14 protein-coding genes are annotated in these 14,735 nt (G+C 69.8%); 2 read left to right on the top strand and 12 right to left on the bottom strand.

Annotation, left to right across the window (positions count from 1 at the left end; all coding sequences use genetic code 11):
- Positions 1-42 precede the first annotated feature (42 nt).
- Positions 43-702 carry an SDR family oxidoreductase gene (locus CQ042_RS18615; RefSeq protein ID WP_105671960.1) on the top strand — a complete coding sequence of 220 codons (660 nt, stop codon included), beginning with the start codon at positions 43-45 and terminating at the stop codon, positions 700-702.
- Between the two features lie 35 nt (positions 703-737).
- On the opposite strand, the gene CQ042_RS18610 is transcribed toward CQ042_RS18615, so the two are convergent.
- Positions 738-2,201, bottom strand: coding sequence for an MFS transporter (locus tag CQ042_RS18610; RefSeq protein ID WP_105671937.1), 1,464 nt, complete (start codon positions 2,199-2,201; stop codon positions 738-740).
- An 84-nt stretch (positions 2,202-2,285) separates the two neighbouring features.
- Between CQ042_RS18610 and CQ042_RS18605 the strand changes: the two genes are divergently transcribed.
- Entirely contained in the window at positions 2,286-3,353 is a 1,068-nt protein-coding gene (locus CQ042_RS18605) for a low specificity L-threonine aldolase (RefSeq protein WP_105671936.1), read from the top strand.
- A gap of 21 nt (positions 3,354-3,374) precedes the next feature.
- Here CQ042_RS18605 and CQ042_RS18600 read toward each other — a convergent pair whose 3' ends face one another.
- From CQ042_RS18600 to CQ042_RS18550, 11 genes are all read right to left on the bottom strand, one after another.
- Positions 3,375-4,616, bottom strand: a complete 1,242-nt coding sequence (locus CQ042_RS18600; protein WP_105671935.1) for a four-carbon acid sugar kinase family protein — start codon at positions 4,614-4,616, stop codon at positions 3,375-3,377.
- The gene (locus CQ042_RS18595) at positions 4,613-5,488 is read right to left on the bottom strand and encodes an NAD(P)-dependent oxidoreductase (RefSeq protein ID WP_105671934.1); all 876 of its coding nucleotides are present in this window, start codon (positions 5,486-5,488) and stop codon (positions 4,613-4,615) included. The genes CQ042_RS18600 and CQ042_RS18595 overlap by 4 nt, the downstream gene beginning before the upstream one ends.
- 85 nt (positions 5,489-5,573) lie before the next feature.
- Positions 5,574-6,965: an MFS transporter gene (locus CQ042_RS18590; RefSeq protein ID WP_258132346.1), complete on the bottom strand. Its 1,392-nt coding sequence runs from the start codon at positions 6,963-6,965 to the stop codon at positions 5,574-5,576.
- Positions 6,966-7,122: 157 nt separating this feature from the next.
- Positions 7,123-7,893 (bottom strand): SDR family NAD(P)-dependent oxidoreductase, encoded by a 771-nt coding sequence (locus tag CQ042_RS18585; RefSeq protein ID WP_105671933.1) that lies wholly within the window; start codon positions 7,891-7,893, stop codon positions 7,123-7,125.
- A gap of 11 nt (positions 7,894-7,904) precedes the next feature.
- Positions 7,905-8,876 carry a 3-hydroxyacyl-CoA dehydrogenase family protein gene (locus CQ042_RS18580; protein ID WP_105671932.1) on the bottom strand — a complete coding sequence of 324 codons (972 nt, stop codon included), beginning with the start codon at positions 8,874-8,876 and terminating at the stop codon, positions 7,905-7,907.
- Between the two features lie 26 nt (positions 8,877-8,902).
- Entirely contained in the window at positions 8,903-9,850 is a 948-nt protein-coding gene (locus CQ042_RS18575; RefSeq protein ID WP_105671931.1) for a sugar phosphate isomerase/epimerase, read from the bottom strand.
- Between the two features lie 123 nt (positions 9,851-9,973).
- Positions 9,974-10,696: a GntR family transcriptional regulator gene (locus tag CQ042_RS18570; protein WP_105671930.1), complete on the bottom strand. Its 723-nt coding sequence runs from the start codon at positions 10,694-10,696 to the stop codon at positions 9,974-9,976.
- A gap of 29 nt (positions 10,697-10,725) precedes the next feature.
- On the bottom strand, positions 10,726-11,466 hold the full coding sequence (locus CQ042_RS18565) for a triose-phosphate isomerase family protein (RefSeq protein WP_105671929.1): 741 nt from the start codon (positions 11,464-11,466) through the stop codon (positions 10,726-10,728).
- A 13-nt stretch (positions 11,467-11,479) separates the two neighbouring features.
- The gene (locus CQ042_RS18560; protein WP_181157632.1) at positions 11,480-11,935 is read right to left on the bottom strand and encodes a ribose-5-phosphate isomerase; all 456 of its coding nucleotides are present in this window, start codon (positions 11,933-11,935) and stop codon (positions 11,480-11,482) included.
- A gap of 1 nt (position 11,936) precedes the next feature.
- On the bottom strand, positions 11,937-13,661 hold the full coding sequence (locus CQ042_RS18555) for a dihydroxyacetone kinase family protein (RefSeq protein WP_105671927.1): 1,725 nt from the start codon (positions 13,659-13,661) through the stop codon (positions 11,937-11,939).
- 359 nt (positions 13,662-14,020) lie between these two features.
- Positions 14,021-14,626 carry an NUDIX hydrolase family protein gene (locus CQ042_RS18550; protein ID WP_105671926.1) on the bottom strand — a complete coding sequence of 202 codons (606 nt, stop codon included), beginning with the start codon at positions 14,624-14,626 and terminating at the stop codon, positions 14,021-14,023.
- Positions 14,627-14,735: the final 109 nt, after the last annotated feature.

Below are 14,735 nucleotides of genomic sequence, written 5' to 3'. Positions count from 1 at the left end.
GTTCCGGCCGCAGAAGCCCTCCGATCCGGAAGAGTGGACGACATGGCTGAACACACCCCCTCGCATGCTTCTGGGCGCACCGTCGTCCTCGCCGGAGCGACCAGCGCCGCCGGCCTCGCCGTGACGCGGGCACTGGTCGCCGCGAACGCCCGGGTCATCGCCACGGGGCGCTCGAACGCGCGTCTGCAGGAGCTCGCCGGCGCCGGAGCTCAGGTCGAACTCGCCGATGCGACCTCGCTCGACGAGATGACCGCCCTGGCCTCACGCCTCGGTCCCGTGGACGCGGTGGTGCCGTTGGTCGGCGGCTGGCGCGGAGGCGGAGGCCTGGCCGGACAGTCCGACGCGGACTTCGCCGCGCTGCTGCCCGCTCTCGAAGCCGTGCGTGCCACGAGCCGAGCGTTCGACGACGCATTGCGCATTTCCGACGCGGGACGCTTCGCGATCGTCTCATCGACCGCCGTCGCGCGCCCCCTCACGGGAGGGGCGAACTATGCCGCGGTCAAAGCTGCGAGTGAGGCCTGGACCAGAGCCGTCGCCCAGGGGTACGCCAAGGCCGCACGTGAAGCCGGAGAGCCCCTGCGCGCAGCATCCGTCGTGCTCCGCGCCAAGGCGCTCGATCCCGAAGTCCTGGCCGCACGGATCGTGGCGTTGTGGGACGACGATGCCTCCGCACTCAACGATCACGTGTTCGACCTGGGCTGATCCCCCGGGGCGGGCCTGTGTGATCACCGACCGCGTCAGCGGGATTCGGGAGGCATCCCCGGCACGACGGGCGGAGCGTCCGCATGCCGGGTCTCGGCGACGCCCGCGGGGCGCTCGTGGTCTGCACCGGCGTCGGCCGATCCGCCGGAGGCCTGCGCGCCCTCCTCACCGTGGTCGATCTCCTGCTCCGGCGCCTCGGCGTAGAGCTCGGTCAGCTTGCGGTAGGAGCGGGTGAAGAACGCCAGCGTCGCAGCCACGACCATGATCAGTCCGGCGAACAGGCAGATGAGGGCGATGCCGCGTGCCTCGCCCTCGCCGAGCAGCCACCCCCACTGCCGCTGCCCCTCGGCGGTGTTCATGTACGGGATGATCAGGAACTCGGCGATCGGAGCGATCATGAACGCGGTGATCGGTGCCGCCGCCGCCTCCATCGCCGCGGCCACACCGAACACGCGGCCCTGCCGCTCGAACGGAACGACCTTCTGGATCACGGTCTGCTCCGCGGCCTCGACCGGAGGCACGAGAGCCATGTAGGCCCACATGCCGATCACGTACAGCGGCCACCACTCCCGCAGCATGAACACCGACCCGAGCAGCCCCATCGCGATGACCACGAGCAGCATCGTGCGCATCGGTCGGGGGCCGAGGCCGAACTTGGCGACGAGTCCGCCGCCGATCAGGAAGCCCGTCGACGCGAACGCCAGCGCGAAGCCCCAGGTCTGCGCGTCGAAGAGCGTCAGCCCGTAGGGGTCCATGAGCGCCATGTAGACGCCGCCGATGAGGTTGTTGAACGTGGAGAAGATGATCAGGGCGAAGAGGCCGGGGGCGAGCCGGATCGCCTGCACGCTGCCGCGGAAGTCGAGCGCGCTGGACGCGTCCGGGTCGGGTTCGGGTGTCCCCTCGGGGATGCGCACGAACAGTAGGTGCACGAATGTGAGCGCCATGGCCGCGATCGCGATCGCGAGGGTCCAGCCCATCCCGAGGAATCCGATCGAGAGCCCCGAGAACACGCTCGTGACCAGGAACGCGATGCCCTGCACGGTGCCGACCAGGCCGTTGGCGTTCGCACGCTTCTCTTCGGGGATGAGCAGCGTGACGGTCGTGGACAGCGCGATGTTGCGCAGCTGCTCGATCACACCGCCGAACAGGATGATGCCCGAGAACAGCCAGAACCAGGGTCCGCCCAGATCGAGCAGTGCCGCCTCGGGCTGCCAGAGGTAGAGCAGTCCGGCGACCAGGAACGCGACAGCGGAGATGACGCTCGAGATCACCATGACGGTGTGCTTGCGATTGCGGTCGACGATCGTGCCGAACGCCATCGCGAAGAACGCGACGAACAGCATGTAGGCCCCGCCGATGATTCCCGTCGCGAGCACCGACTGCGTCTCGATGTACACCCAGAACGTGAGCGCGAACCAGAGGAAGCTCGTCGTCACATTCGCGATGAGCGTGTTGACGAGGACGTTCGCGAAGGCTCTCGTGGCTGCGGTGCGCTCCATGCCATCGAGGGTAGGGCGGGCATCCGACATCCGGAACCCCACTCTCCGGCCGAGGAGGGACGATCGGACAATTAGGCTGGGGAGGTGAGCATTCAGCATGACCCCGCGGTCCGGGGCTTCGCCAGTGACAACTACTCCGGTATCCACCCCGACATCCTCGCGGCGATCGTCGCGGCGAACGGGGGCCACCAGAGCGCCTACGGCGAGGACGCGTACACCGCCCGCCTGCAGGAGGTCTTCCAGGCCCACTTCGGCGAGGGCGTGGAGGCGTTCCCGGTGTTCAACGGCACCGGCGCGAACGTGACCGGCCTGCAGTCGATGCTGCCGCGCTGGGGTGCGGTGATCGCGGCATCCACCGCGCACATCAACGTCGACGAGGCGGCAGCCCCCGAGAAGATCGGCGGCTTCAAGCTGCTCACGGTCCCCACCGACGACGGCAAGCTCACCCCCGAGCTGATCGACCGCGAGGCGTGGGGTTGGGGCGACGAGCACCGCGCACAGCCGCTGGTCGTCTCGATCACCCAGACCACCGAGCTCGGCACGCTGTACACGGCGGAGGAGATCCGCACGATCGCCGACCACGTGCACGAGCGCGGCATGAAGCTGCACCTCGACGGCGCCCGCCTGTCGAACGCCGCCGCCGCCCTCGACCTGCCGCTGCGCGCCTTCACCCGTGACGCCGGCGTCGATGTGCTCACGTTCGGCGGCACCAAGAACGGCGCGATGCTCGGCGAGGCCATCGTCGTGCTGACCCCCGGCGCCGCCGACGGCCTGAAGTACATCCGCAAGTTCAACATGCAGTTGTCGTCGAAGATGCGCTTCGTCTCGGCGCAGCTGATCGCGTTGCTGGAGGGCGACCTGTGGCTGCGCAACGCGCAGCACGCGAACGCCATGGCCGCACGCCTGCGGTCCGAGATCGAGACCGGCATCGCCGACGGGTCGATCCAGGGTGTCGGCTTCACCCAGCCGACGCAGTCGAACGGCGTCTTCGCCACGCTCCCGGATGGCGTCGCCGACCAGCTCCGCGACTCGTTCCGCTTCTACGACTGGGATGCCGCACGCAAGGAAGTGCGCTGGATGTGCGGCTTCGACACCGAACAGGCCGACGTCGACGCCTTCGTCGCCGAGCTCGCGCGCCTCACCACGGCCTGACCGCGCACGTGAGCCTCGGGATCAGCGCCCGAGCGCCTCGAGGACCTCGGTGAGCGCCGAGGTCTCCCCGACGTTGCCGGGCACGACCACATAGAGCACCGGCGCGCCCTCGGCGGAGCGCAGGTCCCAGACCGACACCCCGGCGATCACCTGACCGCGCACGACGGCGCGCGTCGCGCCCACACCCCGGCGTGCGAGTTCGGCGGAGGTGATGCCGCCCTTCGCGATCACGACCTCGACCTCGGGCGAGAGCGCCCGCACGGCGACCGTGAGGGCCTGCATCACCAGATCACCATGACGCAGGGTGCTGTGTGCCGCGCGGCGGTGCCGCTCGGAGCACACCACGGCCAGTCCGCCGGCGGCCAGCCGCTCGCGCGCCTGCCGGGCCGCCTCGAGTCCTGCGGCGACGGGATCGACGAAGGCGTCCTCCGTCGGGATGACGATCGCGGGACCGTGCAGGGCTTCGACGGCCTCGAGCTGGGCCGTCGCCCCTGCCGTGTGCGAACCGCAGACGAGGATCGTCGGACGCGGTGCCGCCAGGAGTGGATGCGGGAGGAGCGCCGGGCTCTGCACGTCGGCGAGGGCAGCGGCCAACGGCGAGGCGCTGCGCACGACGACCGAGCGGCCCGCACGCCGGACGACCCTGATCGCCTCCGCGATGAGGCGGATGTCGTCGTTCGTCTGCGCATCCGGCAGCACGACGCTCCCGGCGGGAGCCGTCGCGATCACCGAGGCGATCCCTCCGCCCCTGACCGCGGCGAGACCGACGCCGACGGTGGCGCGTCCCGACTTCTCGGCCACGTACTCGGCGAGCACGCCGGAGACGAAGGGGAAGACGGGATCGTCCGCATACTCGGTCTCGTGCGCGGGCGACTCACGGTCGCCGATGCGGACCAGGTGGACGCCGTCGACGGTCGTCCGGCCACCGTCGGGGAAGGCCGGGTTGAAGACGATCACGGAGTCCTGCTCGACGAACTGCTCCGTCTCGGCGAACACGTGACCACGCAGCGTCGAGTCGCCCCGCAGGACGAACTGCAGCTCCTCCCCCAGTTCGGCGGCCGCACGACGGGCGGCATCGCGGATGTCGGAGACCAGGGCGATCGCCGCATCCTCGGCGATGGCCCGGGAGTTCGTCTGGACGTAGACGCTGTCGGCGGTGCGGAGGACCTCACGGATCAGCGCCGTGTCGTACTCCAGGAGCACGGTGGCGCCGGATGCCGACTGCGTGCCGGTGGGATCGTCGTCGAGCACGACCGTCTTCATGACGCATTCTCCCTGCGGTAGGTCTCGATCACGCTCGAGTCGTCACTCGTGCGCAGCCCCGCGGCATCCGCACGAAGGAACCGCTCGCGTGCGGCGGCGAGCACGGGGACGTCCGCCGACGCCGCGGACGCGGCATCGGCGACCAACCCGGTGTCTTTCACGAAGATGCCGATCTGGCTGAGCACGGGCACCTCCGGACTCTGCAGCATGCGCGGGCCCCGATCCCCCAGCATGAACGAAGCCGCCGCCCCTGCGCCCACCACGTCGAGGACGAACTCCGCGTCGAGCCCCAAGGACTCCGCGAGTGCGAGCGCCTCGGCCGCGGCCGCGATGTGCACGGCGCACAGGTGCTGGTTCACGACCTTCACCGACTGACCGTCGCCGACCGAGTCGCCGACGATCCGCGGCTCTCCCATCGCTCGCAGCACCGGCTCGACCGCGGCGACGGCGTCCGGCATCCCGGAGACGAACAGGGCGAGGTCGCCCCGCGACGCTCGCGCGACACCCCCGCTCACCGGCGCGTCCACCACCGCGCCGCCTGCGGCGACGATCCGGGCGGCGTGCAGGCGGATCGCGTCGGGACCGACGGTCGACATGATCACCCAGTGGGCGTCGCGTCCGACACCGGCCTCGAGCGCCGAATCCACGACGACGGCGAGCTGCCCGGCGGTCGCCACCATCACGACCAGGATCCCGGCGTCGCCGATCCCCTCCGTGGTCGCCGTCGTGCGCAGGCCTGCAGCGGCGGCACGGGTGCGCCCAGCCTCGGACGGCTCGACGCCGATCACGTCGAAACCGGCCCTCGCGATGCTCTCGGCCATCGGGAGCCCGATGGCGCCGAGGCCGATGAAGGCGATCGTGGATCGCACCATGACTTCTCCTTCGTCGGGCCTGCCGACCCGTCAGATCTCACGACGATGAAAGGGCGTGCACCCGTGAGGCGCACGCCCTTCCGCGTCAGTGCCCCGGCGTCTCCGAGACCAGGAGGGCGTCGGCCTTCGCGCTGAAGAACTTCGTCGCCCACATGAGGATCGCTCCGAGGAAGGCGAACACGCCGAGCGACACCACTCCCCATGCGCCGCTGTCGGTCGGGATCGACTCGTTGACGCCGTTGCGCATGATCGGAGCGACGAATCCGCCGAGGTTTCCGAGCGAGTTGATCAGACCGATGCCCGCCGCGGCGGCAGCTCCCGTGAGGAACGACGTCGGGAACGACCAGGTGATCGGCCCGGTCGACAGGAAGGCCGCCACCGCGACCGTGATCGCGGCGATGCCGAGCAGGCCCTGGCCGTTCGCCCCGGCCCAGGCCGAGGTGAGGATCGCGAGTCCGGTGATCAGGAAGAACAGCGCACCCCAGGTGCGGCGGCGCCGCACCGTGGTGGCGTACTTGCCCACGTAGTAGCAGGCGAACAGGCCGAACGCCCACGGGATGGCCGAGATGAGACCGACCTGCCAGCCGACGGACTCCCCGATCAGGCTCGACACCTGCTGCGGCAGGTAGAACGTCGTGCCGTAGACGGCGATCTGCAGGCAGAAGTAGATGACCGTGAAGTACCAGACCTTCCAGTTGATCAGGGCGGCGCCGATGCCGCGGGGGCCATCCTGCTCCTTGACCGAGTCCTCGTGCTCCATGACCGCCTTCAGCGCGGCCTTCTCGTCGTCGTCGAGGAACTTCGCCTTCTGCGGCGAGTCGACGAGGAAGTAGAACGCGGCGATGCCGGCGACGACGGCGAGCATGCCTTCGACGAAGAACATCACCTGCCAGCCCGCCCACGGGGTGAACTGGTCGCCGAAGCTGATCAGACCGCCCGAGAGAGGGGCACCCAGCATCTGCGAGAACGGCTGGGCGAGGTAGAACAGCGCGAACATCTGCACGCGGCGCTTGTTCGGGAACCACTGCGAGAGGAACATGATCACACCCGGGAACAGCCCGGCCTCGGTGACACCGAGGAGGAAGCGCAGGAGGATGAACATCGGCTCGCCGTTGACGAACGCGAACGCCGTCGCGACGATGCCCCAGGTGATCGCGATGCGCGCGAGCCAGAAGCGCGCGCCGAACTTGTCGAGCAGCAGATTCGAGGGGATCTCGAACAGGGCGTAGCCGATGAAGAAGATGCCGGCGCCGAGCGCGTACGCACCGGCGGTGATGCCGCGATCCACCTCCAGTGCGGCCTCCGCGAAGCCGACGTTCGTGCGATCGAGGAACGCGACGAAGTACAGGATGATCAGCATCGGCATCAGCCGGAAGGTGGCCTTCTTGATGCCGCTCGCCAGGTGCGGGGACGACAGCAGATCCTTCGCGACGGTGACGTTGGCCCGCGTCGCGGGGCCGTGTTCGGTGGGTGACACGTGGACTCTCCTTTGAGTGCTTCTATCGAGGGGTGATGACGGGCTCAGCCGCCCAGTGCCGGGATGATCAGGAAGAGGCCGACGGCCACGCAGATCACTCCGAGCACGAGGAAGGCGATGCGGCCCTTGGACCAGGTGCGGGTCATGGTGTTCTCTCTCAATGCATGTAGAGGCCGCCGTCGACGTTCAGGGTCTGGCCCGTCACGAATCCGGCGTCTTCGCTGATGAGGTAGGCGACAGCCGCCGCGATGTCCGTGGGAGTGCCGATGCGGGGAAGGACGCCGTCTGCCGCCATCGCGGTCTTGCGCTCTTCGGTCAGGGTGCCGCCCATGATGTCGGTGTCGATGGGTCCGGGCGAGATGACGTTCGCGGTGACGCCGAGCGGGCCGAGTTCACGGGCGATCGAGCGCATGAGTCCGATGACGCCGGCCTTCGACGCCGAGTACGGGGTCTTCGAGAACGTGCCGCCGCCGCGCTGGGCGGAGACCGAGGAGATGCCGACCAGGCGACCGACGCCGTTCGCCGCGAGCGTGCGGGCGACGCGCTGGGTGACCCAGTGCACGCCCTCCAGGTTGATCCCCTGCACGCGGTGCCACTCCTCGGGCGTCACCTCCAGGTACGGGACGGGCGAGGAGACGCCGGCGAAGTTCACCAGCGCCACCACCTGCGGGAGCGCGGCTTCCAGGGTGTCCACGGCCGCGACGGCCTGCGCGCGGTCCGACACGTCGGCGCCGGCGCCCGCGGCGCGCACACCGTGGGTCTCCGCGACCTCGGCGGCGGTGCGCGCGGCAGCCTCGCCGTCGACGTCGATGATGCCGACGTTCCATCCGCGCTCGGCGAGGTGGAAAGCGGTCGCGCGGCCGATGCCGCGGGGGCTCGCGGCACCGGTGAGGATGACGGTGCGTTCTTCGGGGAAGAGGGATGCCATGACGGGTTCCTTCAGCTCTGGAGGGGGTGGACCGGGGCGGGGCCGAGTTCGTCGACGAGCTTCTTCATCGCGACGTAGGCCTTGTTGCGGTAGGCGACGAGTTCCGGGGTGCGGTCGGCGGGCACGTCGAGGAAGCCGGCGCCGGACTTGGTGCCGAGCTTGCCGGCCGAGACCAGCTCGTCGAGGATCCCCGGGGTCGCGAAACGCTCGGGGAACTCGGTCTGCAGGGAGGCGTAGCAGAACGCGTACACGTCGAGTCCGGCCATGTCGGCGATCGCGAACGGACCGAAGAACGGCAGGCGGAATCCGAAGGTCGTGCGCACGATCGTATCGATGTCCTCGGGAGTGGCCACGCCCTCCTCCACGAGCTGCGTCGCCTCGTGGAACAGCGCGTACTGCAGGCGGTTGAGCACGAACCCCGTCGCGTCCTTCACCCGCGCGGTCTCCTTGCCGGTCGCGGCGACGATCTCCTCGACGATCGGGAGGACGGCCTCGTCCGTTCCTGCGTGCGGGATCAGTTCGACTCCCGGGATGAACGGCGCGGGGTTGGAGAAGTGCACGCCGAGGAAGCGCCCCGGATTCGTGACGGCCTCGGCCAGCCGGCCGATCAGGATCGTGGAGGTGTTGCTGCCGATGATCGCGTCGGGGTCCGCGGCGTCGCTGATGCGGCGCAGAGTGGCGTGCTTGATCTCGATCTTCTCCGGCACGGCCTCCTCGATGAAGGTGGCACCGGCGACGGCATCCTCGATCGTGGTGGCGGTGAGGCGCTCGGCGATGATCGCGGACGCCCCCTCTGGGAACAGCCCGTCTGCGGCGAACTGCTCCGCCTCGGCGATCAGGCGGTCGCGGTTGCCGCGGGCGATGTCGACGTCGACGTCGGCGATGCGCACGTCGGCACCCGACAGCGCGAGCGACTGGGCGATGCCGCCGCCCATGTAGCCGCTGCCGATCACCGCGTACACGGGACGTTCGTTCTCAGTCATCACGGTTCTCCTTCGTCCGTTCTCGTTCAGGCCCTGGCCTGTTCCGGCAGCAGGGTGCGGAGGTAGTCGCGGTTGGATGCGCAGACGCCGAGGCTGTCTCCGCCGTACTGCTCCATGAGGAAGGGGCCGCGGAAACCCACCTCGACCGCCCGCGTGACCATGGCCCGGTAGTTGATGAGTCCCAGCTCGAGGCTGGTGGGCACGGCCGTCTGCCAGGTGCCGTCGGCCGACTCGTCGCGGATGTAGTTCTTCACGTGCCAGTAGTTCGCGTAGGGCAGGGTCTTCTCGTGCATCTCGCGCCAGTCCTCGATCGGACGGTGCAGTCGCACGAGGTTGCCGATGTCGGGGTTGAGGCCGACGTTGTCGAGGCCGATCTCCTCGATCAGGCGCACGGCGCTGTCGGCTGTCCCGAGGTAGGTGTCCTCGTACATCTCCAGCGACATCGGCAGGCCGACGGATGCGGCGTGCTCGCCGAGTTCGCGGAGGCGTCGCACCGCCAGTGCCCGCGTCTCGGCGTCGTCGGGATCGATCGGCCCCTGCGCCGTCCAGAACCAGAGAGCCCTGCGCTGCGCCTCGCTGAACGGCTGGTGCAGGCCCGTCGAGAACACGCTCATGCCGAGCTCGGCGGCGGCATCGATGGCCCGGTGCGCGTAGGCGAGGTTCTGCTCGCCCTTGCCCGGCTCGATCACGCTCTGCCGCTGCACGTGCACGGAGAGCAGTTCGACGCCGTGGCTGCGCGCGATCGTCTGGAGCTCTGCGCGGCGTGCGGGGGTGAGGTCGGCGGGGCGGATGTGGCTGTCGGCGATCTCGACGGCGGTGAAGCCGAGGCGCTCGATCTGGCGGAACACCGCATCCCAACTCTCCGCCGATGCGTCGTGCAGGCGGGTGCCGTCTGCGGCGACGGGGGCGAACCCGTGCATGCACACGGCGATGGGCCAGCTCTCGCTGGTGAAGGGGTGCGGCGATGCGGTCATGACGACTCCGTTGACGTGAGAGCCCCGAGCGGCTCTTCGTAGATCCTATAGGAAATAGGCATGGAGTCAAGAAGGGGAATCCGCCCGTCCATCGACCCGATGTCGGAAGCGGATCTCAGCGGTTCAGGACTGCTCGAGATCGAGCGAGCGCGACCGCACCTGCTCGATGTGGTGCTGCATCAACCGCTCCGGAGCGTCCTCGTCGTCGCTCGCGAAAGCATCCACGATGGCCTCGTGCTCGGCGATCGCCTCGCGCACATCGGTCACACCGTGCAGGACCGACTGCCGCATGCGGTGCAGCTGCGCCCCCAGGGTCTCGGACATCTCGGTCAGATAGCGATTGCCGCAGTGATCGAAGACGACGCGATGGAACGCCGCATCGGCGGTGAAATAGGCCGTGGTCAGCTCGACGTCGGTGGCACCGGCACGCAGCGCCGTGATGACGCGCTCCCCCATGTGGCGGTGCGCCTCCTCCGCGATGCGGAGTTCTTCGAGCATCTCGGCGGTCGCCGGCGTGGCCAGGCGCGCCGCACGGGCCTCGAGCATGATGCGGGCCTCGAAGAGCTCCCGCAGCTGGGCGAGGCCGAGCGGGGGCGCGACACGATAGCCCTTGAGCGCCTCGCGGGTGACCAGGCCGGTGCGCTCGAGCTGCACCATCGCCTCGCGCACCGGCGTGGGAGACACGTCGAGCTGGCGGGCGATCGTGTCGATCGAGAGCCGTTCGCCCGGCGCCACCTCGCCGCTCAGCAGCAGCTGCAGGATGCGCTCGTACACATGATCGCGCAGCCCTCGGCGCTCGATCGTCGAGTCGAGCCCGCGCAGGCTGCCGTCACGTGCTGTGGCCATCGTCCCTCTTCCGGATTCGCGAGACGCACTCACCGGGTCAGGGCGTCCACTTCATCGAGGATGTCACGAACTGCGGCCGGATCGTGCGCGAACCGACCGAGGAAGAGCCCATCGACGCTGTCGGCGATCAGGCCGAGCAGGCCGGGACCTGCACTTCCGCCGTAGATCACCCTCGCCTCGCGGGTGCCGAGCACGAGTTCCGCACGCAACCGCGCGCAGACCGCGCGGATGTGCTCCGGGGCGGCCGGAGCAGGAGCGCCGATGGCCCACAGCGGCTCGTAGGCCACGATGAATCCGCCGTCCGCGCCGACGGCGTCGGCCGCGGACAGGGCGGAGCGGATCTGCTCGATACACGCGCTCGCCGCCTCGGCGGCATCGACGTGCTCGGCCTCCCCGACGCAGATGATCGGGACGAGACCGTGGCGCATCGCCGCGTGGACCTTGGCGGCGATCACCTCGTCGGTGTCGCCGAAGAGGCGACGCCGCTCGGCATGCCCGACCTCGACATACCGGCATCCGAGCTCCGCGAGCACTGCCGCCGAGACCTCGCCCGTGAACGCCCCCCAGTCCTCGGCCGCCACATCCTGCGCCCCGACCGCGAGGCCGGCGCCGCGCTCGACGCTGGCCGGGATCGACGGATACTGCGGGATGACGAACGCGGTCACCGCCTCCCGAGCCGGGTGGGACGCCAGTATCGCCCCGACCTCGGACACCCACTCGAGCGTCCTGGCGTGGGAGAAGTACATCTTCAGACTCGCGCCGATCAACATGGGGAGCCCGTCGTCAGCGACCTTCGTAGGCGCGGATCTCCCGCACCTTCTCGGCCGACGCGCTCTGCGGATCGAAGGTGTACGTCAGCCACTCCGCCGCCAGACGCCGGGCGAGCTCGACGCCGATCACCCGCTGCCCCATGCACAGCACCTGGGCGTCGTTGGAGAGGACGGAGCGCTCGACGCTGAACGAGTCGTGCGCCGTGACGGCCCGGATACCGCCGACTTTGTTCGCGGCGATCGCGACACCCAGTCCGGTCCCGCAGATGAGGATCGCGCGATCCGCCTCGCCCGCCGCCACCCGCTCCGCCGCCGCGGTGGCGATGGCCGGATAGTGGGTGTGCCCGTCGGCGTCGACGCCCACGTCGACCACCTCAGCGACCAGGGGGTTGGCGAGCAGATCGGCTTTGATCCGTTCCTTGTAGGTGTGGCCGGCGTCGTCCGAACCGATGACGAGTCGAAGTGTCATGTCAGTCATCCCCTTTCAGGATGTCGTGCACCGTGTGCGTGATGAGCGCGAAGGAGATCGCGCCGGGGTCCGGTGTGCCCAGGCTCTTGTCGCCGTGCGCACGGGCGCGTCCGAGGCGGGCGGTGAGATCTGCCGTGGCCCGCGCGGCGGAGGTCGCGGTCTCCGCAGCCTCCGCCCACGCCGTCACGAGGTCGTCGCCGGCGGCGAGACGCGTGCCCAGTCGATCGGAGAACGGGACGATCGCGTCGATCATCGTCTTGTCCCCGACGGTGGCCTTTCCGAAGGCCATCACCGCATCCTTCATCCGCGCGACACCGGCGCCGACCGCGGACGCGTCGACGTCGACGTCGTCGCCCAGGGCGGCGCCGAGCGCCACGAGCATCTCGCCCCAGATCGCGCCGGAGGTGCCCCCGCCCTTGTCGGCCCAGGCATCCCCGGCATGCTGCAGGGCGGTGCGGGCTCCCCCGCCCGCTGCGACCGCCTTCGCGGCGGCTGCGGCGGCCGCGCGACTACCCCGCTGCATGCCGATCCCGTGGTCCCCGTCCCCGGCGATCCGGTCGATGCGACCGAGCTCGTCCGCCTCGGCATCCAGCATCGACGCCATCGCATCGAGGGAGCGCCCGACGACGGTGGCGGCACGCCGGGACGCATCGGTCGCGGGCCCGATCGCGACCTCCTCCTCGGAGGAGACGGCCGCCCCCTCCACGACGATGCGGCCGTCGACGGCGCCGCGGCGATAGGCCGCCGTGTCGCAGGACGCATGCCACAGACGCTCGAGCTCGTCGTCGAGCCAGAGCAGGGTGAGCGAGGCACCCGCCATGTCGAAACTCGTGCAGAACTCGCCCACCTCCGGAGAGACGACCGCGATGCCCGCCTCGGCGAGGAGACGGTCCACCGCCGCATAGACGACGTAGAGCTCCTCGTACTTCACGCTCCCGAGGCCGTTGAGGATCGGCACGACCCTGGCACCGGCCACGTCGATGCCGTCCGGGACCTCGGCGAGGAGCGACGACACGAATAACTCGGCGAGCCCCGTCGCCGTCGGCACGTCGACCTCGTCGATGCCCGGTTCGCCGTGGATTCCCAACCCGACCGCCATGCGCCCTTCCGGGACCGTGAACAACGGTTCGGCGGCACCGGGCAGGGTGCAGCCACCGAAGGCGACACCCAGTGACCGCGTGCGTTCGTTGGCGAGAACGGCGACCCGCTCGACCTCGTCGAGGGACAACCCCTCCTCGGCCGCCGCACCGGCGATCTTGAACACGACCAGGTCGCCGGCGATGCCGCGTCGATTCCGTCGCTCCGCCGGCGGAGCGCTGGAGATATCGTCGGTGACCGTGACCGTGCGGCAGTCGATCCCCGCCGTGCGCAGACGCTCCTGCGCCTGCGAGAAGTGCAGCACGTCGCCCGCGTAGTTGCCGTAGCTGAGCAGCACCCCGCGCCCCTCGTGCGCCGCCGTCGCGACCGCATGCACCTGGTGCGCCGAGGGCGAGGCGAACAGATTGCCCATGACCGCGCCGTGGGCAAGGCCCGGGCCGACCAGCCCGGAGAATGCCGGGTAGTGCCCGCTGCCGCCGCCGATCACGACGGCCACGGTCGGCTCGGCTCCTCGGGTGGAGCGCACCACCCCTCCCGTCGCAGGACGGACCCATCGCGCGGAGGCGGCCACGAATCCAGCAGCGGAATCCGCGGCGAAATCGTCGGGATCATCGAACAAACGCGTCATTGCGGTCTCCTCTGGCGGGACGGGTGCGGCTCCATCGTTTCCTCGATCCTATAGGAAATTGGATGCTATGCCACCTCGCGGGGGAGAGAGTCCGCGAGCGCCTCTTCTCCTGAGCTCGCCAACAGCCGCGCGCGGGTCGCCCGTCCGGCCGCCGAACAGGTCACCGACGGGGTCGTGAGGGGAGGCGCGAGGGGAGGCGAGAGGGGCGCCGAGAGGCGCGGCATCCATCGAGGAAGAGCGCCAGGGAGCGTCGGTTTCCGGGGTGAACTGCGAATGCGATACCGCAGGAGGCTACGTCACGAGCGCACGGCGAAGACGAGGGGTGCGCCTCCGGGCGCGGCGTGCGGATGCCGCCGGCGTCAGCGCAGGAGGCCGAGGCTTGCGAGAGCCTGGCGGATCAGGGTGCCGCGTCCGTTCTCCATCTCGGCGGCGACAGCATCGGAGCCGGCGGCCTCCGGAGAGAACCAGGTGACCTCGAGAGCATCCTGACGCGGTTCGCACGTGCCGGTCACCGGGACCACGAACGCCAGCGACACGGCGTGCTGACGGTCGTCGTGGAACGCGCTCACACCGGGGATCGGGAAATACTCCGCCACCGTGAAGGGGAGCGGCTGCGGCGGCAGCAGCGGGAAAGCCATCGGCCCGAGGTCGTTCTCCACATGCCGGAAGAGCGCGTCGCGGATGGTCTCGCCGAAGCGGACGCGGCCGGACACGATCGTGCGGGTCATCTCCCCCATCGGCGTGGAACGCAGCAGGATGCCGATCTCGATCACCTGGCCGGAGCCGTCGGTGCGCACCGGGATCGCCTCGACATAGAGCATCGGCAGCCGACGTCGCGCCTCCTCGAGCTCGAACTCGCTCAGCCAGCCGGGGTTCGCATCCGGCGTCGGCGGGTTCGCATCACGGAAGCCGCCGAGACCGTCGTCGTCGGGCTCCGGATCGGGATCAGGTGTGCGCACCGCCATGTGTCCTTTCTACCAGCCGCCCCCTCCGACCGACACCGGGTGCCGCGGCGCAACCTCCCTCTCCGCTGAAGCCGGCCTCCACGCTCCGCCCCTCCCCCGTATATCGCCC

The sequence above is a fragment of the Microbacterium sp. MYb62 genome (genome assembly GCF_002979475.1).
Lineage (GTDB): Bacteria > Actinomycetota > Actinomycetes > Actinomycetales > Microbacteriaceae > Microbacterium.
This window is presented reverse-complemented; position numbering and strand designations above follow the sequence as displayed.